Source organism: Streptomyces sp. MB09-01 (genome assembly GCF_033794505.1).
Lineage (GTDB): Bacteria > Actinomycetota > Actinomycetes > Streptomycetales > Streptomycetaceae > Streptomyces.
Genome location: NZ_JARAYQ010000144.1, coordinates 1 through 21,636, shown reverse-complemented (window position 1 = coordinate 21,636; position 21,636 = coordinate 1). Strand labels below are relative to the sequence as shown.

Sequence of the window (21,636 nt, the reverse complement as noted above, 5' to 3'; positions counted from 1 at the left end):
CAGCGGCGGTGGCGTTCGTAGACGGTCTGCCAGGATCCGTAGCGTTCGGGCAGGTCACGCCATGGAATCCCGGTCCGGGTCCGGTAGAGCACCCCGTTGACCACGGTCCGGTGATCGGCCCACCGACCGCCTGGGGCGCCGGTCTCCGGGAGCAGCGGGGCTATGCGATCCCTGAGCATTCGTCAGTTCATGCCGACGCACCATGGCCGACTCTTGCCCGCAACGGGAGTAGATCCACCATCCGGGCAAGAGCCATCAGACACCGCCTAGCCCGGGCAGTGCACGTCCCCCAGCCTGGGCTGCGGGTATGCCTTCGCCCCGCTCAGCTGCCTGTAGCCAGGCCACCTCCCGGGCTTGGGTGCGAGCTGATCGCAGCCGTTCCAGTGCCCGTTCGTCGATGGCGGCCAGCAGTCGCCAGGCCGTCGGCGTGGAGGCGACCGGGCCGGACACTTCGCTCTGGTCCCGCAGAACGGCCAGTTCCGTGATCGTCTCGCCTCCGTCGGCGAGCATCACCGCCAGGTCGGTGGCGATCCGGCCCGGATCATGTCCGGTCCCGCGCGGCCGAAGCGGCCTGAGCGTAGCGGAGTACGCGGTGGTCAGCCCGGTGACATCGGCAAGATCCGCCAGCAGCCGTGCCCCGGCGTGACCCACCACCCCCGCACCGTCAGCGGAGACATGGAGCTTGGGACGCGAACCGATACCCTGCACGCAGAAAGTGCCTTCCGTCTGGACCGACAGAACCCCTCGACAAGGTTCATCGTCCCAGCTCAGAAGGCACTTTCGCGTTACCACACGGAAACCGGCCCCACACCAAGTGAAACGGCGAGGCTAAAGGCTTTGTCAGAGCAGATAAGCCCGTGAAGCCGAAGAGGTGTCCTTGAAGTGGGCGGAGGTCCGCCTCACCCTCACCGACAACGCAGTGGAGGCTGCGTCGCAGCTGGTGCTCGCGACGCACGACGTCGAGGGCAAAGCGCAGCGCTACGCCCCGCTTCGACTCGCCAGGATCCGAGTAGAGAGTGTTACCGCGGCTGATGTGGCCACGGCCGACCAGGTAGCCAGGATATTGGCCTCGGCCGCATGGGGACCCCAGCGTCGAGTGGCTGCGCTTTGCGATGCCCTGCCCGGCCTTACTGAAGCGGATGCGAGACTCTTTCTGGTCAATCAGGGCAGTTCTGATGCCCACATCGACGACGTGAGAAATAGGGCTCGGAGTGACTTCTTCGTAGCCGTGAATGCACTCGTCGACGAGGGACGCCTCATGCTGCGGTCGAGGGACGATCAGGCGCCGGCTCAGGTCTGAGCGTCGCCCTTCTCCAGAACTTGTTCTGCCGAGTTGGTATGTCCAGGGCCCGGGTCCGTCTCAGCCTTCTGCTGTCTGTAGTGCGGCGGCCCGACCCACCCGACGAGCGCGCAGTTTTCGGGGCGAGATTGCCGACGCCGCATCGCTGCCCGTCCCCCGCGCTATGACCTGTCGGGTCGATCATGTGACGGCTTGGCGCCGAGGTCGTTGATCTGGACGCTTCCGCGGCCGTGCTCCAAGGCCACGGTGGCGTTTCTCGCCACGGGGGGCGACAGATCCTACGGATTGACCTGTTCAGCCTCCGCCGCAGTCTCGTCATCGATGAGCCCGTACGGGGGTCGGCTGTCGTCGCGGGTGAAGCGCACCACAACTTCGCCGGCGGCCAGGAGGGGCGGGCTGTTGTCGGCGACGATGAGCTGCGCACCTGTTCCGTGGTCGGCGAGCCAGCTGGACAGATGGTGGTAGAAGTCGTCAGTCGCGACGGCGTCGGCGATCACCTGCTCCACGGTTCCTCCTCCGCCGTGGCCGAGGTTCTTCTGCGGGCTGTCGATCATGAGGAAGCCAGGGTGTGCGGCGTTTGTTCCACGGCGACCTCGAAGACAGCGAGCTGCCAGGCCAGGGTCAGAAGCGTCCTCGCACCCGAGGACGCCTCGCGGTAGTTGTCACCGCGGACGTAGGGGACCAGGTTCGTGTCGATCAGTGGCTGGCTGAGCTTGGGATAGCCCCATTGCCGCAGTAGCTCGCCGTAGCGGTTACTGATCCGACCGATCCGGTGGGCGCGGGCCGCGGTCAGGTCGTGGCAGTGCCCGGGCAGGGCCGGAGACAGCCACAGCACCTCGCCCTGGGGATCGGTGACCACCTGCACGTTCACCCCGTGACGGCGGTGCTTGGCCGAGTAGTCGGCCCGGCCGTCACCGAGGCGGTCGCAGTCGGCCAGGGTTCCGTCCAGCAGGACGAACTCGGGGCCCGCCTCGCGCAGGGCACGCAACAGACCTGGGGCACGGGCGGCCAGCAGCTCGACGACCGCGCTGGTGTAGGCGTGCGCGGTGCCGACCGAGATGCCGAACCCGGCGGCGATCTGCGCGAGGGGCTCGTGCTTGCGCAGGTACACCAGAGCGACCAGGGCACGCTGGTGCGGCGGGAGCGACTCAGGGACATCCGACGGCCAAGGTGGTCATCGCCTGGTGCTGGGTGGTAGCCACGGACGGACTTCGGCTTCGTGGCGACCCAGTCCTCCGCGTAGCGGCAGTGGGCATTCACCTGATCGGGCTTCTCCGGATGCGTGGTGGGTGGCGGCAGCAGCAGAATCGAAAGCAGGGCGACTAGTCGCCGGTTGATGTGTCACTGTACCTAATCGCGATGAGGAAAAGAGCGATGCATGAGCCCTCCTTGCGGTATCGAGATCGACTCGCGCGGAAGCATCAACGGAATTGAATTCACGGCGGAAGGGTCCGGCTCGGCCGATCCCTCACGTGGATTGATCGAGTTTGGAGTAGCATTTCACCCCACTCCTCCAGGTGCTGACACTTTTGGCGCCCTCCTCTCCATCCTCATCATTCCCACCGCCATTTTCGGTCGAGAGTTAGATGAATCTTTCAACTTGTTGACCCTGGCAAACGGATCATTTCAATTCCGGCAAGATGTTGCTGGGGAAGGGGTGGCCGCCAGAAGTTTCGGAGAGGTCAAGGGAGGTGGAAGGGGATCATTCAATTGGTCTTCTCGCGCGGACGGCTTTGTTGAGATGGAAGGTGTCTCTTCCGTCGAGCCGTTCGATGCGGTAATGATCCCTCAGGGCGCTGGGAAAATGATCGAGTCTCTTTCTATCCCCATACTATGTTCTACTGGTCGTCGACTAGTGACAATTGTCCGACAATTCACGTTCGCCCCAGACGCGGACCTACCTGGACTGCAGCTTCGACGCATGATTCTCGAGCCGACGATCGGAATAGGTTCGGTCTCGGTGAAAATCCAAGCAGATATCATGCCGTTCAACCTGGCGCGCTCGCGAATTAGTGTTGCTGGGACGTCAACACCGTAGAAGTCGTCACCGCGGGTTGGGCAGACACCGGGGCATTTCACTACCGGTGAATGTCCTGAGTTGGTCGGCGTGTCGCACGATGCCGACGCTGGTGGCCGCAGTACCTTGTCGCTGGTCCGCGTGACGAGATCGGTACAACATGAGTTCGAGTCTGAGGGAGTAACCTGCGATGGGCGAGAAATCGAAAGTTGGATCGGATGCACCGGTCTCCGTGAGAATCTCACTCAAAGGCCCTGCCGCCGTCCCTGCACTTGTGGCGAAACTGCAGGACAATTTTGCGGAGGTGGCGGATTCGGTAGCTCTGTCGGTCAGGGGCTCAAAGTCGGTGGTTGTTGACCTCTTGTCGGAGCTGGGCGACCGGGCCGGTGACGTCTCCGCTGAAATTTCGCTGAAGGGGGATACTCCTGCCAAGCAATAGGCGAATGTCGAACGCGGAGGTTGCCTTCCGGCTGCTGCGGTGGTGCGTCGATCGCACACAGGCTCCGGGGCCCGATCCGACCGAGTCTCTGGCCAATGACAGTGTTCGGTCGTTCCTAAGGTCGAGGAACATCGACTCCATCGCAATACTGGCGTCGGAGGACATCGATGCTCGGCAGGCAGCATACGATGCGGTCTGGCAGTGCCAGCTCGAGGCTCTGCATCAAGCACTACAGGCCTTGGTGAGCGCCGGAGTCCGTACACTCACCTTCAAAGGAGGGGAGCTGCTCTCACGGCATTTCCCCGGCCACTCAATCGGCTTGGTCGGGGATGCTGACGTGCTCGTGCCGCGCGAAAAGATCGAAACGGTCAAGTCGATCTTGTACTCCCTTGGGTTTCGCCACTCATTCTTCGATACAGCTCACGGCGTCATGAAGGACCGCGACCTGCGAGACGTAGCGGATATCGAGCTTCGTCATTACGAGCTTGCCCCCTTCGTGAAGACTGTCGAGCTGACTGACCCCGGCGTCGTACAGGTGGCGAAAACCTACAACGCTGACCCCCTCCGGTTCGTTTCGGGGCGAGCTCTCGTTGTTATCGAGATCGATGTTCACCACAACGTTGCGTTGGATGCCGATCCTTCGATGCTCTTTGACCGCGCAGTGCCAAGCTCGCTCGGGGTGGGGGAGACGCTCTCCCCGGCTGATCACGTCTGGCTCAATCTCAGCAGGTACTACAACGAAGTGGCGATTCATGACGGGCGTTCGTTGCGGCCGTTCGCTTATACGATTCCGGAGGTGGCTGCCGGCAACGTCGACTGGGGCGTCGTCGAGCAGGTCGCCCACGATCTCGCGCTAGGCCCGACGTTGTCGTATTTCTTGCGTTTCTGCGACCAGCTCGCTCCCGGCTGTATTCCCGCTTCTACGCTCCAATCCGTCCATGAATCAGCGGACAATCGGGTGCGCGATTGGGGCTGGCAGCTCGCGAAGTTGTTCGACTTCCATGAGCGGTTCCCGTCTTACGCGTTCGAACTCTTGGAGCCGGAGTCGATCGCCAGACGATTGAACATTTCCAGCGGGTACGCCAGCGACTTGGGAGGGTGGCCGCGAGGCCGAGAATCACTCCCTGGGCGCTGAAGATCTGTAATCGTGGGGTCCGGCTACCGCGGTCGGATCCCCCCGGGCCGAAGCGCGCGAGTTCGCAAGACCCCTGGGTGGCTGAGCCCACCCCTGGCGGGCCGCGAACCCGGCCGCCTATGACCACGAAGCTGGCCGGCCACGGACCACTCGACGCAACCCTGGGCGATGTCGGCTTCGCCCTGTCCTGGAAGGCCGTCCACCGAACTCAGCCTCGCGCCTACCTCACCTGCACCGATTTGCGGTCTACCCATGCACGCCAAGAGGCCTGGTCGGCGCGGCCGGCGGGCCTCAAACGGGAGTTGGCCCAAGCGGTGCACATTGGCGACCACCACGCGGAGCTGGAAGTCGCCGCCGCGCACCGCGGCTGGTGGGCCGATGTCCTGGCGACGGCACCGGAGGGACGGGGTACCGCGGCTTGAAGCTCAGGTGGCTTCCGCTTCCCTCGACGACACCCTCGAACACGCCCGTCGTTCCCGCCACGATGGCCGTCTGGTTCACCGCGCGTGCCGCACGCTGGCTCAACCATGGTCCCTCCGCGCGCCTCCCCACGCCACCACGCTACCGTCGACGTATCTTCCGCTCCCCCCCTTGGAGTGCAAGCATGTAACTGAAAGTGCGCGCCCTGGCACTTGACGTGCGTGATTTGCCCCCTCGTCCTGACACGCCCGGTGGCTGCGCCCCTCGCCCGAGGCGGCGTCGACCACCTTTCCGTCCCGTCCAAGGGGAGTTCGGTGTGAAACTGCTCTTCGCGCCATCCGGGAAGAGGGTCATTCCCTACCCGCCCGTCGGGGTGGCCATCCTGGCCGCGGAGCTCCGCGCGCACGGCGTCACGGCGGACGTGTGCGATCTGGAGATCGAGCTCGCCGCCAGACGGACCAACGGCGAGGAGGCCCTGGTACACCGCCGCTCACTGCATCCCTTGGAGGCGGTTACCGGCGACCTGAACCCGGAGCTACGGGAGTATGCGGATCACCTCTGGGCGGTCGCCGGATCATCGGGCCGTGCCCCCGTGGGCATCTCCGTCATGGGATTCGACCAAGTGGCCTCTGCCCTGCTGCTCGCGCGCACCGCGCTAGAACAGGGCAGGCCTGTGATTTTCGGCGGCCAGTTCTGGACCGAGAGATCGGCTTCAGAGGCCATCCATCTGCTATCTCCGTACGGGCCGGTGAGCGTCACCGTCGGCGACGGATGGGAGGCCATCGCCGCCTTCGCCGCCGGCCGGGATGCCGAGTGCCTGCCCAATACGACGACAGGCGGCCCTGATGCCCGGGTGGTGTCTGGGCCCCGCGTGCAGACCAAGAGTCTCCCTCCGCAGCCCGTTTACGACTGGGTCCACTGGGAATCGTACGAAGCCTTCGGCAGCGCCACCTACCGGAACAGCCGTACGGTGCGCCGAGCCCATCTGTACGTCTGGGACAAACAGTGCAACTTCCGTTGCGCGTTCTGCCGGGTCGCAACGGGCAGCCGGGCCGTTCTGACCCCACCGGTCACCGTCGCCGACTCCTTCGACCGGCTCCTCGGACTGGGCGTAGAACAGCTCAACTTCATGACAAACGAGCTCAACCCCTCACGGACCTATCTGCTGCGCCTGCTTAACACGCTGCAGAAGCGCGGAGCCGACGCCTCGTCTTGGTTCACTTACATCCGAGCCGACCGCCTGGAGCGCGCGGACTTCGGAGCCATCCGTTCGCTCGGGGGCAGACTCGCGCGGTACGGAGTGGAGAGCGGCTCACAGCGGCTACTCGACCTCATGCGCAAGGACTACGACGTGACGACGATGTCCCGCACCCTGGCTCACGCCGCTGCTGAGGACATGTGGAACCACATCAACCTCCTCGTCGGCTTCCCCGGCGAGCAGGACTCCGACATCGACGAGACCCGGCGCTTCCTGGAGCAGAACGCGAACGTCATTCATTCCGTGCGCATCAATCCGTTCTATCTTCCGCCCGAAACACCAATAGCCCGTACTCCCGCGCAGTTCGGGATCGAGCTGACGGAGTTCGCGTCCGGCTGGTGGAAGTACCGGCACCGGGACGGATCCGAGCCCGACGAGGAAGCCGTCGTGGAGCGGGTCGAGCGTCTCTCTCAGACCTGCGTGGAGCTGGGCATCGGCTTTGCCGGAACAGACCCCTTCTTCCTCGTCGACGTGATCTCCCGGCACGACCGCGTCGACCAGAGCACCGACTACCTGAAGAGGGAGTACCCGATCTTCTGGGTCCCGGCTCCAACGGATGCGTACAAGGCAGCGATCGGCGGCTACCGGACGTCCGCCGACTGGCGGAAGACCGCGCTCAAACGGCAACGCAACTACTCGCTCTCCATCTGCACCGACTGACGAGGCTGACATGGTGATTCCCGCTTCCGAGCTGCGTCGGCGGATCAAGGACGACAACGACCGCATGGCCCTTGACGCGGACACAGCCGCGCGAATCGAGAACCTGTACGGCGCGGTGGACTGGCAGCGGCTGGCCGAGAAGGGCTTCGACAAGCACGGGGACTACTGCTTCATCTACAGCTATCCGCCGGTCCGGACGCTCCGCTCCATCCCACCGGACGCCATGTTCCAGCCGTCCGCGATCGAGCCGGTGACCGACCGCCTCAACGTCTACCTGCACATCCCCTACTGCAGCGGCATCTGCTCGTACTGCTACTTTGCGAAGGTCGTCGACAACAACAATGCGCCCGTCCTCAAGGACGAGTACATCGACCTGCTCATCGGCGAGATGGACATGAAGCTCAGCCGTTACAACCCCGCGGCCAGCATCGGCACCGTCCACTTCGGCGGCGGCACCCCCTCCACTCTCGAACCCCGGCAGATTCGCCGCATCATGGCGTACCTGCGCGGTCTGCCCCACACCGGAGAGCTAGAGGTCACATTCGAGTGCGCTCCCGAGACGGTCCACGCGGACCTCAACAAGCTGCGCGTGCTGAGGGACAACGGGGTGACGCGCATCAACCTCGGGGTGGAGAGCCTGGACGACCGGGTGCTGAAGATCATGGCACGCCGTCACGGCTCCGACATGACGCTGCGCAGCCTGGAGAACATCCGGGAAGCTGGCTTCAACAACATCAACGTCGACCTCATTTACGCCCTCCCCGGCCAGTCGACGGCCTCCTGGGTCGCTACCATGCGGGAAATCTGCCGCTGGGGCTTGGAATCCGTCAGCGTCTACCGGCTGCGCCGCCATCCCATGAAGCGGATCTCCAAGCTGGAGCAGGACCTCTACCCCAGCTACGAGGACGGGCTGCGGATGCAACTGGCCCATGGTCTGGTCATGGGGGACGGCGGATACCTGCGTGTACAGAGCCACAAGTACGCCCGCCGCCGCGAGGTGATCCAGCAGCAAACGGAGCGCAAGCGCGGGGTGGACGCGACCCAGTTGCTCAGCGTCGGCTGCGGGGCCTACGGCTTCCTGAACTCCACCTTCTACTGGAACACCAAGTCGCTGGGAGAATGGGCCGCGGCCCTCCGGGAGAACCGGCACCCGACCTGGATAGGCCAGACGCTGACCCCCCAGGAGCTGATGCGCAAGACGTTCGCGCTGGGCGTTCACACCAGCTCGGGTATTCCCAGGAGTGCCTTCGCCCGCAAGTTCGGCGCCGACCCACTCGAGGTATTCACCGACGAGATCCGCACCGCGGAGGAAGCCGGGCTGTTCGAGGTCACCGACGATGCTGTACGGCCCACGGAGCTCGGCTACTTCTTCGGCGACGAACTCAGCATCCTCTTCTACTCACCCACTGTCCGCGCCGAACTCGACGCCCTCGGAATGAAGTACGGCATGTTCTTCGAACAGGACAGGTACGCATGACGAAGTCCCGTATCCTCTTCGAGACCATCGCTTTCGACGCCATGGGCGTCCTCTATCGCAGCCCCGACGACGTGGCCGAACTGCTCGTCCCCTACGCGCGCGTCAAGGGCAGCACCCTCGGCGAGCAACAAATCAGAGAGCTCTATACCGAGTGCAGCCTGGGCCGCATCGGCACTGCGGAACTGTGGGAAGGGCTAGGCACGCACGGCGCGTCCGACGAGGAGTATTGCCGTGCCCACGAACTCACCAAGGGCGCCGCTCCGCTGCTCAAAAGGCTCGCCTATCAGGGGATCCGGCTCGCGTGCCTCAGCAACGACGTCAGCGTCTGGTCGGTGCTGCTGCGTCGCAGGTTCCGCCTCGACGAGACCATCACCACCTGGGTGATCAGCGGCGACATCGGTGTGCGCAAGCCCGATCCGAAGGCGTACGAGGCGCTGTGCAGGGCCGTCGACACCGCGGACCCAGGGCGCGTGCTGTTCATCGACGACCGGGCGGCGAACGTCGCCGCGGCCCGCGCCGTCGGCCTGGCCGCCTTACGGTACGGAGCCGCCGAGACTCCCGAGGGCACCCGGGCGGTACGAGACATGGCCGAGTTGGAGGAGGTGCTGACCGGATGGACATCTTAGAGCTGGCTCCCGGCGAGCCGCTCGGCGAGGCCAGAGCCGCCGCCACCACGTCCCTCTTCCGCTCTGCGTACCACAAGTACCACTATCTGACAGACCTGCACAGCAGCGACCGCCACCGATTCCTAATCCTCGACGGCGACCGCGTCGTCGGTTTCGCCAGCGCACGGGCCGTAGGGCGGCGGGCGGTACTCGCCAATCTGGTGGTGCATCCGAAATGGCGTGGCACCGGACTGGGGCGCGCCCTGGAGACGGCTCGGTGTACCCGGTTGCGAGGCCTCGGTCTTTTTCTCTACACCAGCTGCACCTGCGAGGACGACAGCAGCCAGCGGCTGAAGTGGGATATGGGCATGCGGCCCACGGTACTGCGCCTCGGCTACCGGTGTGGTGTGACGCGCCCCGGCACCTGGGGCACCTCTGTGGTGTTCACCGACGAGACCCCCGAGGTCGGCGAGGTGGGCCCGGACCGGCTCCACGAGGACACCGTCCGGGACCGGATCCGCTGGATCGGGGAGGTGCCCCCTCCCGCTCTGCTGCGGCACGTCCAGGGATTTGCGGAGATCATGACCGGGGAGTCCGGCGCCGCCGCTTTGGACGGGGATGGCCGGGTCGTGTACGCGGGCGTGGACCTCGATCTAGCCACCGGCACCTGGCTGTACTGCTTCCAGCTCCGCAACGCCGCCTTCCTGGCGGGGGCCGCCGAGCGGCCGGTCGTGCTGCGTACTCCGCCCGGTGTTCTGGTGCCGCTCGGCCCCCTGGAGGCCGCATGACCGGCACCGCGTTCCTCGACGACCTCGCCGCGCTCGTGGCGCTGGACACGGTCAGCCCCATAGACACCGGACGGCTGGCGGCCTGCGGTGCCGAACTCGCCCGGCACGGCTGCCGTCCGGTCCGCCCCGGCCTCTTCGGCTACGGCGACCCCGGAGCCCGTACCTGGTTGTACTCCCATGTGGACACCAAGCCGCCCACACCCCTGGAGGAATGGGCCAGCGACCCCTTCACCCTACGCGTGGAGCCAGACCGCTGGCTGGGCCTCGGCGTCTCGGACGCGAAGTTCCAGCTGCTCAACGCGCTCACCGCTGCCGACCCGGCCCGGCACTTCGTCCTGATCGACACCTGCGAGGAGTACGACGGTGACGGCGCAGCGGCGGACTTTCTCGCCGAGCACCGGCCCCAAACCTTGGTCATCTGCGACGGGGCCAAAGACGGCTGCGACATCTACGCGGGCCACATGGGCCAAGTAGACGGGGAGTTCCTGCTCGACACCGGGCAGCAGCCCCGGCATCCTGCCCGCCGCGCGGGTGACGTGGCCGGACGTCTCGCCGCTCTGCTCGCAGATCTCGCCCGGCCGGGACCGATCTGCACGATCACGGGCCTGGCGGCGCCCGCCACCGAGCGGTCCCTCAGCCTGCAACAGGCCACCGTCAAGTTCGACCTACGGTACGGCGCCGGGGATGAGGCCATCGTCCGCGCGCTCCTCGACCGTCATCCGCACCATCTGCGGCAGTGGATGCACCCGGTGACCGGCCTGCAACCGGAGACTGAGGGAACGGGGGGGCCGGCGGCCTCGGCGAGCCGCCTCGGTGTGCGCGGACCACTGGATGTCCGCAGGGTCCTCGTAGTACCCGGGGCGGACCCAGACAACCGCAACCACCAGCCCGAGGAGTTCATCCGGCCCGGTCAGGTAGACCGGCATCTGCGCACCCTGCGGCGTGTGCTGGCCTCTCTGGAAGAGGAGGCCAGGCCCGCCACAGTACGACCCGGGCACCGGCCGGCACGTTGTGAAGAAAGCGAGAGCACATGACCGAAACACGCGTACACGCCGAAGCGGCAGCGGCGGCACGGCTGCGCATCTGGGGACTGGACGTCGAACTGCGCGGCTTTGCGTCAGCGGAGATCGCCGAGTTGGGTGAGACCTTCGCAGGCAGCCTCCGGCCGTTGCCCGGTTCTGGCACCGGCAGTGGCTCACTGGACGCGGAGGCCGATCTGGTGCTCATCCGGGAGGGCGCGGTCAGCCTCCCACTGGTGGGGCACCGCAGACCACGGCATCGCGGGGGTTCCCCCTCGGCACGCAAATTCTTCCTCGACGGAAGCCGGTTCCGCGCCGAGGAACAGCACCGCGACATCAGCGTCATCCATGAGCGACCGGGGTTCGACGTCTACGCCGAGGGTCCCGCCCGAGTGCGGGTCCGCGGCGCCACCGTGACGATCTCCTGCACAGGACCGCTGCCGCCCTTGTTGCTCGCGGACATCGTCGAGGACCGGCTGCTGTGCCACATCCGTACCGTCCCCGCCGTGCAGGCCCACTGCGCGGCATGGGTGGAGAACGGCCGGGCCACGCTCATCATCGGAGACTCGGGTGCCGGCAAGACCACCGCGCTGTTCACCGCGATGCGTGGCGGAGCGGCCTTCCTCAGCAACGACCGTGCTTTTCTGCGCCTGCGGAACGGCCGCGTGGAAGTGCGCAGCTTCCCCCTGCCCGTCAACGTGGGCTGCGGCACGATCCGTTCGCTCGGCTTGAAGCTTCCGCACCACGATCTGGACGACCACGACAAGATCCGACTGCGGCCCGTCGAGGTGGCCGAGCGCTTCGGCGCCGATTGCGAGGGCTGGTACCCTGTGGGTCGCGTTCTCATTCGTAACCGGGCAGAACTCGACAGGAACATCTACTGGGACGAGGACGACTGCCACCCCTTCTGGATCCGTTCTTGGCACCCGGGGCCGCTGCCCGCCGACTTCCGGAAGCAGCTCAGCCGTGCCCTGGAGACCATTGTCGTCACCGCAGTTCCGACCACGCGGTGACCCACGACTCTCACCGTCGAGCACCTCCGTGCGATGTGCGACTCCTCTCCCCGTACCGAACCGCTGCCCGACCTGCTGAAAGCTGACATCGACCACAGCGGTATCCACTTCACTGAGGAACTGCATGGCGAACTGCTCGCCGCTGTCACAGCCCCCGTAACAGAATGCCCTCGGTTGGGCCAAGTCGCATTCGTGACGGATTCGACAGCGACGTCCGGTTCGACAGGGCTCACATCGACGAATGAAGAGCGCCATCACGGAGTTCCCTCACAAGCGGTCGTGGTGGTGCGTGCGGCGATCCGGCCGAAGGCTGGCATGCCCAGTTCGACCACGGTGGTTTGGCGGTTGAACTCGGTGCTTCTCGGCCCGGCTGATGTGCAGTACGAGGAGACGGCTGAGGACGACGGCAGGGAGCTCGGCGGAGAGATCCATCAGCGTAGTGTTGCGAGCGGGACGCGCCTTGATGCCCAGGGCGGTGAGCTTGCGCATGAGCTGTCGGCTGCTGATCGGCTGTCCACCGGCCGCGCCCGGGAAGAGCCACGGGTGATCGTCACTGCGTCCGAGGGCCCGGGCTCCTGGAACGCCGTCCACGTTCTGCCGCCGCCGGCCCGGCCGATGCCGCTCCGGCGGCCGGTACGGGCGTACTGCCCCAGGACGCCGAACACCCGGCGGCCGCCGCCGCGGTGACCGCCCTGTCCGGGCAGCCGCTCGCCGACGTCACCGGCCCCGGCGACCTCGGCGAGGTGGCCGGCTACTGGGTCCGGCCGGACGGCTCCAGCGGCCGCCTGGCCGTCGGCTGGGTCGAGGACGGCAAGCTGACCACCAGCGCCGACGGGCGGCCGCCCCTGGTGCAGCTGGGCGTCGCGAAGGAGCTGTTCGAGCGCACCGAAGGCTGGTTCGTCGAGCCCGGTGACCACCCGTCCCTGTTCGTCTGGCACGTGCCGACCCTGGAGGCCGCGGCCAAGCAGGGCGCCGGCGCCGAGCAGGCCCGGGGCGCGATCACCGACACCTGGTCCATCACCTACACCGGCCTGCCCGAGGGCCGCTCCTTCCTGCGGGTCGAGGCTCCCGACTCCCACGCTGCCTTCGCGGCCGCCCTGGCCACCCGCGAGCGGGTCCGGCACGTGGCCAGCGGCCAGACCGGCACCGTCGAGGCGGCGGACGTACGGATGACCGGCGCCCGCGCGTACCGGGACGGTGTGACCGTCGCCGTTGACGGTCGGTCCCGCCGGACCGCGCGCTCCCTGGCCTGGGAACCCCTGCCCGCCGACGAGGACCACCAGGCTGGCCGTTGACCGCCCCGGTGCCCCGGTCCACCACGGACCGGGGCACCGGCCCTCCACCTCCACGGCCAGCACCCCAGGCCGTCCCAGGCAGTCAGGGGCCAGCCTCCCGAATCGAAGGAGCGAAATGACCCACCAGAGCGCACCCACCGAAGGCGACCTGCTGCGCGCCGAACTGGCCGCCCGCGGCCGCCACGCCTTCCCCGGCACCGAGGGCGGCATGACCTTCCTGATCATGGCCGCCGACCCGGGTGCCCCGGACGACGAGGACGCCGCCTACGGCGTCTTGCACGTCCTGATGTACGCCGGCGAGCGGGCCGACCGCCCGCGCCCGACCATCGCGAACCCTGGTCCGCGCACCTGCACGCAGCCGACGGCACCTACCTCGAAACCCTCGTTGACGGCTCCCTCACGCCGCTCGACGCGGCCGCCGACGCTTCCCGGTCCGCCCGCCAGGTGACCTGGGAGCTCAGCCGGCGTCGCCGCAGCAACATCCCGGCGGTCGCACGCCGGTTCTGCACCTTCTGACCCACCCCCGGCCGGGCGGCAGTGGCAGCCGCCCGGCGCCGAACTCACCACCCCGAACCGCGAGGAGACCCATGGACATGCTCACCCGTCGCCGGCTGCTGGAGGGGATCTGGCGCGCCCACCAGGCCGACGCCGCGTACACCGCCGCCAGCCGCGCCCGCGCCCGGGCGGCCAGGCCGCCGCTGCCGCCCACGCCCGCATCACCCTCGACCCGCAGCTGCAGGCCGACGCCGACGGGCTGTTGGCCGCTCAGGCCGCGCACGCCGGCCTCGTCCGCCGCGAGCAGGAGGCCCGGGTCAAGGTCCGCCGGACCTTCACCGCGACCTGAGCGGCCAACAGCACCCTCGCGGCGCTCTACACCCCGCACGCCCCCGGCCGCGGAACCGGCGGCCGGCGCCGGTCCGACGTCGCGGCCGGCATCCTCGGCGAGCTCGCCGAAACGCCCCGCGAGCTCGTCCTGGCCGCGGACAAAATCCTCGTGTCCACGACGTACGTTCTGTATCCACTGGCTGTTGTTGTCAGAGTTGTTGAAGCTTTGACTGACGGCAGGCCTCGGCGGTGGTCGACTTGCGGCGTCCCTTGTGGTGCTGAAAAGTTCTGCCGGTGGGTACGTCCCCCCTACGGCGAAGGGGCCCGTTTCTCCTCGGTCCAGTGGTCGAGGTTGGTTCGGGCAGTGAGGGTGTCAGGGTGCTCCGGACCGAGCACCTTCTCCAGCGTCGCCAGCAGGTCGGTGAGCTGGTTGCGGGCGGCCACCGGATCCCCCGCCTCTGCAGTCCACCAAGCGCGGTGGGCTCGGGTGGTGAGGGTGTCGGGGTGCTCCGGTCCGAGCACCTTCTCGCACACTGGCAGCAGTTCTTCGGACTGGTCGCGGGCCGCGACCGGATCCCCTGCCTCTCCCGTGCAGCAGGCAAGGTTGACCCGGGTGGTGAGGGTGGTGGGGTGCTCCGGTCCTTGCACCCTCTCGCACACCGGCAGCAGCTCCGCGAGCTGGTCGCGGGCAGTCACCGGATCCCCTGCCTCCCCGGTCCATCGAGCGAGGTTGGTCCGGTGGGTGAGGGTGTCGGGGTGCTCCGGTCCAAGCTCCTTCTTCCGCGTCGCCAGCAGCTCGGTGAGCTGGTTGCGGGCGGCTACCGGGTCCCCTGCCTCGCCGGTCCACCAAGCCAGACTGTCCCGGACAATGAGGGTGTCGGGGTGCTTCGGCCCTAGCGCCTTCTCGCACACCGGCAGCAGCTCGGCGAGCTGGTCCCGGGCGGCTGCGGGGTCCGCCGTCTCCCCGGTGCAGTAGGCGAGGTTGGCCCGGGTGCTGAGGGTGTCGGGGTGCTCCGGCCCTAGGCAGTGTCTTCAAATGATCTTGCGTGGTGGATCATGGTCGGGTGATACGACGTCATGAACTGTCGGATGCGGAGTGGGAATTCGTCCGGCCGCTGCTGCCTGAGTCCTTGCGGGGGCGGAAGCGGTTGGATGACCGCACCGTGCTCAACGGGATCGTGTGGAAGTTCCGGACCGGGGTGGCCTGGCGGGATGTGCCCGAGCGGTACGGCCCCTGGGCGACACTGCACACCCGCTTCCGCCGGTGGGCCCTGGACGGCACTTTCGAACGGATGCTCCGGGCCGCACAGGCCAGGGCAGACGAGGCGAGGGACGTCGACTGGCTCGTGTCGGTCGACTCCACCGTCGTCCGCGCCCACCAGCACGCCGCCGGGGCCCGAAAAGGGGGCTCCGCAGCCCGGCACTCGGACGTTCCCGAGGTGGCCTGACCAGCAAGATTCACCTGGCCTGCGACGGCGCCGGCCGCCCGCTCGCCTTCACCGTCACGAGCGGGAACACCAACGACTGCACCCAGTTCACCACCGTGATGGAAGCGATACGGGTCCCCCGGATCGGCCCGGGACGGCCGCGGGTCCGGCCCGCCCACGTGCTGGGCGACAAGGGCTACAGCTCCCGGGCCATCCGGACCTGGCTCAGACGGCGGGGCATCACTCACACCATCCCCGAAAGGGCCGACCAGATCCGCAACCGGCTCCGACGTGGCAGCCGCGGCGAACGTCCGCCGACCTTCGACAAACAGCTCTACAAACGACGCAACGTGGTCGAACGCTGCTTCAACCGCTTGAAGCAATGGCGCGGCATCGCCACCCGCTACGACAAGACCAGCGAGTCCTACCAGGCAGCCGTCACCCTCGCATCGCTCCTGATGTGGGCGTGACATTTGAAGACAACTCCTAGCACCTTCTCGCATACCGGCAGCAGCTCTTCGTACTGGTGGCGGGCCGCGACCGGATCCCCCGCGTCCCAGGTCCAATCGGCGAGGTTGTCCCGGGCGGTGATGGTGTCCGGGTTCTCTGGGCCGACACCGAGATCCGCAGCCAGGAGGGCAGGCCAGGGCTGCCATCTTTCCTGCTCGTCCGCAGCGGACCACGTGGAACGTTTAAGGAGGCTCTCGATGGCGGCGCTGCTGTCGTGAAAGGCGTGCCAGCGGTGGTGGGCTTCGGCTCGGAGGGCGTAATGGTGCAGCGAGTCAGTGAGGTTGTGTTCCTGGAGGGGGGCGAGGTCGTTGATGGGCCTTGACCCCGGGTTTTGGACACCGGAGAAACTTGGATCTTGATGGTCCAGGAGAACGGAGTCCCTGTGGGGATGAAGCATTACCCCGCTGAGTTCAAGGCGGATGCGGTCACGTTGTACCGGTCGAGGCCGGGAGCGACGATCAAGTCGGTCGCCGCTGATCTCGGGGTGAACACCGAGACGCTGCGGAACTGGATCCGGGCCGCCGACGGCCGCCGCCACGGTGCCCACTTGGCGCCGCCGGCCGCTGCTCAGGCGGGCGGTGACGCCGTTCAGGCGGAGCTGGCCGCGGCACGGAAGAGGATCCGTGAGCTGGAGGAGGAACGCGACATTCTCCGCAAGGCGGCCCGGTATTTCGCGACGGAGACGCGCTGGTGAACCGCTGCCAGTTCGTTGAGGATCACCAGCGCCGTCACGGCGTGATGCGGCTCTGCGACATTCTCGGCCTCTCCCGCTCGAGTTTCTCCTACTGGCGCCGCACCGCGGCCGCAAGGGCGGCCCGGCAGGCCGTCGAGGCCGGGATCGCGGCCCGGATACGCAAGGTCCACCAGGAATCCGACGGCACTTACGGAGCCCCCAGGATCACCGCCGAGCTCCGTGACGAGGGCGGCTCGGTGGTCAACCACAAGCGGGTCGCGAGGATCATGCGGACCATCGGGCTCGAGGGAGTCCGTCTGCGCCGCCGGCACCGCACGACCGTCGCGGACCAGGCGGCACCGAAGTCGCCGGATCTGATCGGCCGTGACTTCACAGCTGCCGGGGTGAACGCGAAGTACGTCGGCGACATCACATACCTGCCGGTCAACGGCGGGAAGCCGCTCTACCTCGCTACCGTTATCGACCTCGCCTCACGACGGCTGGCCGGGTGGGCCATCGCCAATCACATGCGCACTGAGCTCGTCATCGACGCCCTGGCGGCAGCCGAGCGGACCCGCGGGAGCCTGGCCGGAGCGGTGATGCACACCGATCACGGCTCGCAATACACGAGTAGGGCCTTCGCTGAAATCTGCAGGTCAGCAGGGGTCCGCCAGAGTATGGGCGCGGTCGGGTCCAGCGCGGACAACGCCGCAGCTGAGAGCTTCAACGCCGCCTTCAAGAGGGAGACGCTCAGGGGCCGCAAGGGCTGGTCGAGCGAGCGCGAGGCCAGGCTCGACGCCTTCCGCTGGCTGACCCGATACAACACCCGACGCCGACACTCCCGCCTCGGTCAACGGTCTCCGATCGCCTTCGAGAACGACCTCCAAGCAGCAGCAACTACCCTGGCCCAAGCCGCATAGACGTGTTCAAAATCCGGGGTCAAGGCCCCTGCCCGTGCTAACCCCACGTTCGACCGCCAGAAGAACTCCGCGGTAGGACACCTACTTCTCAGTCTCACTGACCAACGACATCAGCCGACGAAACGTTCTTGAGTGCGTCGGCGAGGGCACCGGCCCCGTCGGGGGTCAGTTCCATTACGAGCCGACCGCCGCCTTCGAGCGGTATCCGGGTGACGATGCCTTGCCCCTCCTCGTTGACCTCGAGCGGGCCGTCGCCCGTCCGCGGCAGCATGACGGCCCTGACGTTCAGCGGCTGAGTGGATTCACCTTCGTTGGCGACGGTCTTGAGTGCGTCAGCGAGGGCATCGGCCTCGTCCGGGGTCAGTTCGACTACGAGCCGACCGCCGCCTTCGAGCGGTATGCGCGTGACGATGCTCTGCCCCTCTTTGGTGGCCTCGAGCGGGCCGTCGCCCGTCCGCGGCCTGATCCTGCCGTAAGGGAATTCACCGTCGCTGAGGGACAGTGCCCGCGTCCCGTTGCTCTCGGTCTTGACTGTGGACGCCCCCAGAGCGGGTGTCGCGGTGGCGGCAGGCGTTAGGACGACCGTGGCCCCCAGAAGGAACGATGAGGCGACGAGCGAGATGACGGCATTGCGTCGGATGCGCCGGGCCATGATGGGTGTCCTCCCTCGCGATGAGTGGAGGGCCGCGGAAACACGGGGCAAGTCGCCGCGCCAGCGCTCCGGGAGTGGTCCCTCCAGCCACAGTGCGACACCGGATATAGGGCTGTGGCGCCGCTGTGGCGCCGGACTGATTGGAAAGGCGCCGCTCCATCCATCCTCCCCTTCTCCGAACCGGGTGTCGACCGGACGGCCATGTGAGCCGGCCGGGCGGACAGGCCCAGCAGCTCGCCACAGAGCAGCTTGACGGCTTGGCTTCGTGAGGTGTCTACCTCCTCGCCACCACCCCGAGCCCTCGCTGAACAACAGCTGCCTGCGGTTCTCAGCTGCGTCGATCGCCTGATTGGCGGGCCGTGCTCATGCAGTTCGTTGCGGGGCACGGTCGGCTGAACACACATGCATTGCGGCCAGACCCCGTAGTACTCCGGTGCCGGGAGGACGAGGGGCCGTTCCACAGCGTGCCGCCCTCGGTGCCGGACTCTTCACCATGACGGGGGACCCTCTCATCGGCCGCCGGCCCGCACTGGCTCCGCCTGGTCTGCGCCGTCAAGGCCCAAGCTCACTTGTCGCCGATCAGTGAATCTGCGTAGGGGTCTGATGCAGGTTCGGGCACGGCCGCGGTGATGCTGCGGGTGGCCACGTCCACCGCCATCGTCAGCTCCGGCCGGCGCGCCTGCCCGTCCTCGCACACGACCATGACGTCCAGCAGCGTGCTGTCCATCATCACCAGCTCACCGGGCGCCATCGCGTGCGTCGGTGTGAACACCGGCACGGGCCGAGAGGCCCTGCGCCGGTTCGGCAAGCAGGTAGCCGGTGCGGGTGACCTCATGTCCGCAGGTGTCGGAGCCCGTAGCGGTGACATGGTCGCCATCCGACAGGTCGCCGGCTATGGCCTGAAGCTTCGTCGTCATACGGGTGTTCCTCCGTCTGGGGGTCTGGGCGAGTTCGTACTCGGGGACGTCTTCGAGCAGTGCGAGATGGGGGGCATGCAGAGTGCCGTCGCAGGCGCCGCAGCTACAGTCGTGGCAGCAGTACTGGCAGTTCTGCACGTCGCAGTAGGGGTCGGGGCCGTGACGGTGGCTGGGATCGGGTTCGTCGCATTGCCAGCTGGCGCAGCTTCGGTCGCCGGACTTCGGGAAGACGAGGTGCTCGCGGGTCAGCCCGTGGGCCAGCGGCACTCCGGGGCAGGGGAAGGCAGAAAGACAGACGTCGGCCTCGGTGGGCCAGGCCGCACGACAGGCCGTGCACTCGTATCGACCCTCCGGGCGATGACGTACGGAGTGGGTCATGGAGGCAGCCGTTCAGCTAGCTGTAGCGCAGGGAAGCGGCTGTAGCGGTCGAGGACGAGTCCACCGGCGGTGAGGTAGTGCGGGAGGTCGTGGGGGCTGAGTCGCGACGCCGCCGAGGCCTGACCGCGCAGAATATCCACTGTGAAGTGGGTCCTCGGGATGAGGACCGGCCGGGCGCCCGGCTCGCAGGCTGAGGCCCATGTCATTGCTCCGTTCTTGGATGGGCGGTGAAGCGGAGCTGATGTTCGTACGGAGCCAGGTCCGCGGCGCAGCGGTCGCGAATCTTCCCGCCGGCCGCCACGGAGCAGGGGGCGGCGCTCGCACACGGCCCAGACAGAGCCGCCCCGCCGTTCCCCGGCGGGGCGGCGGACCTGAGTCCAGGCACTGAACGGGGGCGCTACGCCCCGACGACGCAGTCACCGTCCTCGATGGTCGAGTCGCCGGGGGGTTCAGGGATGCGACGAGGGCGGAGGCCGGGCGGCATCCGAAGCGGACAGGCGGCGCGCGCACTACGCGCTGCCCGTGAACGGAGCCCGGATCACCATCACCCGCGACGGGGAGACCACGTGCTCCCGCGGCCGGTGATCGGCCACCCTGGAGCACCTGGCTGGCTCAGGCGGCCCTGGGCAGGGTCCCGACTGGACAGCCCTGGCCGGCACGGTGTGGGCCCCGGGCCGCCGAGCCTCTGTCCCTCGCTTCCACAGCGGTCCCCCGGAAGGGTGCGACCTGCCGTCCAGACGGCACCCCCCGGTGGCGTCTGCCCCGGGACGAAGCAAGGCTGGGGGCGGCATCCTCCCCGAAAGGGGTTCGCTTAGCCGGACGGTTTGGCGCCGTTGGAGGACATCGCATGCCCGACCAGAAGCGTACGGGACTCTCCGCGAGCGTTCGCCGTGCCCGCGACCGGGCGTTTCGGCACGTCTGCTCCAGCACGACCAGCACAGATGCCTCGGCCTTGCCCTGCGCCCGGGGCGAGTCACAGGGCGTACCGAAGATCGAGTACCGGATCGCGCTGGTGATGAATGGCGGTGTCAGTCTCGCCGTGTGGATGGGCGGCGTCACCCACGAACTCGACCTGCTTCGGCGGGCATCCCGCGGAGATCACTCCGACACCGTCCCGAAGGAGGAGCGCGAGGTCTTCAGGCTGTGGCAGGAGGTGGCGAAGGAGGCCGGGGTCGAGGTGAAGATCGACATTGTCTCCGGCACGTCCGCCGGCGGTCTCAACGGTCTGCTCCTGGCCACCGGCATCGCCCGGGGATCGCAGTCGCTAAAGCTTCGCGACGTGTGGCGTAAGGTCGCCTCGCTGGACGAGTTGAGCCGCAAGCGCCGTCCGCGCCGGAAGGCGCTGCTGGACGGGGACTGGTTCAAGCGCCAGGTGAAGGAGGTTCTCGATGGCATGCTGCGAGGGCCGGAAAGTCAGGAGCGCGTCACCCTCTTCGTCACCGCCACCGCCCTGGACGGCCGTCATCGGGACTACGAGGACGACGCCGGCAGCGCCTTCAGCGTGCGGGACCACCGCCGCATGTACATGTTCCGCAATGAACCCGAGGCCTTCCGCTATGTGGACAAGAGGGACAGGTGGGAGCTCGAAAACCGGGAAATCAGGGAGTTCGCCGAAGCCCATAGCGAGGCCCTGGTAACGGCGGCGCGCGCCACGGCCAGCTATCCGGTGGCGTTCCAGCCGGTCAGCGAACATCCGCTCCTCGCCTACCGGGTCCACCCGGACAAGGATCTGGATGTGACCGCGAGTTGCGTGATGGACGGCGGTGTTCTCAACAACGCTCCCTTCACCCCCGTTCTGGACGAAATCACCAAACGCCGTGGCGGCCCGGCCGAGCGTGTTCTTTTACACACTTTGACGACGCCCCGACCTTAATAATTGTAAATACTGGTCGTAGGCCGTAACGAAAA

General features: G+C 67.2%; 20 protein-coding genes and 6 pseudogenes. 17 read left to right on the top strand and 9 right to left on the bottom strand.

Annotation, left to right across the window (positions count from 1 at the left end; translation table 11 throughout):
* Together PV721_RS26730 and PV721_RS26725 are read right to left on the bottom strand one after the other, a co-directional pair.
* Nucleotides 1-204 (bottom strand): annotated as a pseudogene (locus PV721_RS26730) (transposase); the annotation flags it as partial.
* A 63-nt stretch (nucleotides 205-267) separates the two neighbouring features.
* Nucleotides 268-738: pseudogene (locus PV721_RS26725) on the bottom strand (transposase); the annotation flags it as partial.
* A 139-nt stretch (nucleotides 739-877) separates the two neighbouring features.
* Between PV721_RS26725 and PV721_RS26720 the strand changes: the two are divergent.
* Nucleotides 878-1,300, top strand: a complete 423-nt coding sequence (locus tag PV721_RS26720) for a hypothetical protein (RefSeq protein WP_319728399.1) — start codon at nucleotides 878-880, stop codon at nucleotides 1,298-1,300.
* 278 nt (nucleotides 1,301-1,578) lie between these two features.
* Here the strand turns inward: PV721_RS26720 and PV721_RS26715 are convergent, their stop codons facing one another.
* Nucleotides 1,579-1,854, bottom strand: a complete 276-nt coding sequence (locus tag PV721_RS26715) for a hypothetical protein (RefSeq protein WP_319728398.1) — start codon at nucleotides 1,852-1,854, stop codon at nucleotides 1,579-1,581.
* A 188-nt stretch (nucleotides 1,855-2,042) separates the two neighbouring features.
* A pseudogene (locus PV721_RS26710) lies at nucleotides 2,043-2,444 on the bottom strand (transposase family protein); the annotation flags it as partial.
* Between the two features lie 234 nt (nucleotides 2,445-2,678).
* Here PV721_RS26710 and PV721_RS26705 point away from each other — a divergent pair.
* From PV721_RS26705 to PV721_RS26645, 13 genes are all read left to right on the top strand, one after another.
* Nucleotides 2,679-3,338 carry a hypothetical protein gene (locus PV721_RS26705; RefSeq protein WP_319728397.1) on the top strand — a complete coding sequence of 220 codons (660 nt, stop codon included), beginning with the start codon at nucleotides 2,679-2,681 and terminating at the stop codon, nucleotides 3,336-3,338.
* A 169-nt stretch (nucleotides 3,339-3,507) separates the two neighbouring features.
* On the top strand, nucleotides 3,508-3,756 hold the full coding sequence (locus PV721_RS26700) for a hypothetical protein (protein ID WP_319728394.1): 249 nt from the start codon (nucleotides 3,508-3,510) through the stop codon (nucleotides 3,754-3,756).
* 4 nt (nucleotides 3,757-3,760) lie between these two features.
* Nucleotides 3,761-4,891 carry a nucleotidyltransferase family protein gene (locus PV721_RS26695; RefSeq protein ID WP_319728392.1) on the top strand — a complete coding sequence of 377 codons (1,131 nt, stop codon included), beginning with the start codon at nucleotides 3,761-3,763 and terminating at the stop codon, nucleotides 4,889-4,891.
* Between the two features lie 119 nt (nucleotides 4,892-5,010).
* A complete protein-coding gene (locus tag PV721_RS26690) occupies nucleotides 5,011-5,313 on the top strand; it encodes a hypothetical protein (protein WP_319728391.1) in 303 nt (100 codons plus the stop codon).
* Between the two features lie 314 nt (nucleotides 5,314-5,627).
* Nucleotides 5,628-7,229: a radical SAM protein gene (locus PV721_RS26685; RefSeq protein ID WP_319728389.1), complete on the top strand. Its 1,602-nt coding sequence runs from the start codon at nucleotides 5,628-5,630 to the stop codon at nucleotides 7,227-7,229.
* Between the two features lie 10 nt (nucleotides 7,230-7,239).
* Nucleotides 7,240-8,706 carry a coproporphyrinogen-III oxidase family protein gene (locus PV721_RS26680; protein WP_319728388.1) on the top strand — a complete coding sequence of 489 codons (1,467 nt, stop codon included), beginning with the start codon at nucleotides 7,240-7,242 and terminating at the stop codon, nucleotides 8,704-8,706.
* Complete coding sequence (locus PV721_RS26675; protein ID WP_319728387.1) at nucleotides 8,703-9,332, top strand: HAD-IA family hydrolase; 630 nt, start codon at nucleotides 8,703-8,705, stop codon at nucleotides 9,330-9,332. The genes PV721_RS26680 and PV721_RS26675 overlap by 4 nt, the downstream gene beginning before the upstream one ends.
* Complete coding sequence (locus PV721_RS26670; RefSeq protein WP_319728384.1) at nucleotides 9,320-10,099, top strand: GNAT family N-acetyltransferase; 780 nt, start codon at nucleotides 9,320-9,322, stop codon at nucleotides 10,097-10,099. Before PV721_RS26675 ends, PV721_RS26670 begins: the two co-directional genes overlap by 13 nt.
* Complete coding sequence (locus PV721_RS26665) at nucleotides 10,096-11,133, top strand: M20/M25/M40 family metallo-hydrolase (protein WP_319728383.1); 1,038 nt, start codon at nucleotides 10,096-10,098, stop codon at nucleotides 11,131-11,133. Before PV721_RS26670 ends, PV721_RS26665 begins: the two co-directional genes overlap by 4 nt.
* Complete coding sequence (locus tag PV721_RS26660; protein ID WP_319728382.1) at nucleotides 11,130-12,131, top strand: hypothetical protein; 1,002 nt, start codon at nucleotides 11,130-11,132, stop codon at nucleotides 12,129-12,131. The genes PV721_RS26665 and PV721_RS26660 overlap by 4 nt, the downstream gene beginning before the upstream one ends.
* A gap of 33 nt (nucleotides 12,132-12,164) precedes the next feature.
* Complete coding sequence (locus PV721_RS26655) at nucleotides 12,165-12,818, top strand: hypothetical protein (RefSeq protein WP_319728381.1); 654 nt, start codon at nucleotides 12,165-12,167, stop codon at nucleotides 12,816-12,818.
* Nucleotides 12,815-13,426 carry a hypothetical protein gene (locus PV721_RS26650; RefSeq protein ID WP_319728380.1) on the top strand — a complete coding sequence of 204 codons (612 nt, stop codon included), beginning with the start codon at nucleotides 12,815-12,817 and terminating at the stop codon, nucleotides 13,424-13,426. Before PV721_RS26655 ends, PV721_RS26650 begins: the two co-directional genes overlap by 4 nt.
* A 115-nt stretch (nucleotides 13,427-13,541) precedes the next feature.
* Nucleotides 13,542-13,874, top strand: a complete 333-nt coding sequence (locus PV721_RS26645) for a hypothetical protein (RefSeq protein WP_319728378.1) — start codon at nucleotides 13,542-13,544, stop codon at nucleotides 13,872-13,874.
* A gap of 686 nt (nucleotides 13,875-14,560) precedes the next feature.
* Here PV721_RS26645 and PV721_RS26635 read toward each other — a convergent pair.
* Nucleotides 14,561-15,241 (bottom strand): annotated as a pseudogene (locus PV721_RS26635) (tetratricopeptide repeat protein); the annotation flags it as partial.
* 77 nt (nucleotides 15,242-15,318) lie between these two features.
* On the opposite strand from PV721_RS26635, the pseudogene PV721_RS26630 reads away from it, so the two are divergent.
* Together PV721_RS26630 and PV721_RS26625 are read left to right on the top strand one after the other, a co-directional pair.
* Nucleotides 15,319-16,148 (top strand): annotated as a pseudogene (locus PV721_RS26630) (IS5 family transposase).
* Nucleotides 16,149-16,570: 422 nt separating this feature from the next.
* A protein-coding gene (locus tag PV721_RS26625) for an IS3 family transposase (RefSeq protein ID WP_416371189.1) occupies nucleotides 16,571-17,781 on the top strand; the annotation gives its coding sequence in 2 pieces (ribosomal slippage) (nucleotides 16,571-16,865 and nucleotides 16,865-17,781; 1,212 coding nt in all).
* 94 nt (nucleotides 17,782-17,875) lie between these two features.
* On the opposite strand, the gene PV721_RS26620 is transcribed toward PV721_RS26625, so the two are convergent.
* The 4 genes and pseudogenes from PV721_RS26620 to PV721_RS26605 all read right to left on the bottom strand — a co-directional run bounded on the left by PV721_RS26620 (nucleotide 17,876) and on the right by PV721_RS26605 (nucleotide 19,350).
* On the bottom strand, nucleotides 17,876-18,052 hold the full coding sequence (locus tag PV721_RS26620) for a DUF3117 domain-containing protein (protein WP_078893303.1): 177 nt from the start codon (nucleotides 18,050-18,052) through the stop codon (nucleotides 17,876-17,878).
* Nucleotides 18,053-18,097: 45 nt separating this feature from the next.
* A pseudogene (locus PV721_RS26615) lies at nucleotides 18,098-18,247 on the bottom strand (DUF3117 domain-containing protein); the annotation flags it as partial.
* A 751-nt stretch (nucleotides 18,248-18,998) separates the two neighbouring features.
* Nucleotides 18,999-19,163: a hypothetical protein gene (locus tag PV721_RS26610; RefSeq protein ID WP_319728375.1), complete on the bottom strand. Its 165-nt coding sequence runs from the start codon at nucleotides 19,161-19,163 to the stop codon at nucleotides 18,999-19,001.
* 7 nt (nucleotides 19,164-19,170) lie between these two features.
* On the bottom strand, nucleotides 19,171-19,350 hold the full coding sequence (locus tag PV721_RS26605; RefSeq protein ID WP_319728374.1) for a hypothetical protein: 180 nt from the start codon (nucleotides 19,348-19,350) through the stop codon (nucleotides 19,171-19,173).
* Between the two features lie 1,225 nt (nucleotides 19,351-20,575).
* Here PV721_RS26605 and PV721_RS26600 point away from each other — a divergent pair.
* Nucleotides 20,576-21,601, top strand: coding sequence for a patatin-like phospholipase family protein (locus PV721_RS26600; RefSeq protein ID WP_319728372.1), 1,026 nt, complete (start codon nucleotides 20,576-20,578; stop codon nucleotides 21,599-21,601).
* The last annotated feature ends 35 nt before the right edge of the window (nucleotides 21,602-21,636 follow it).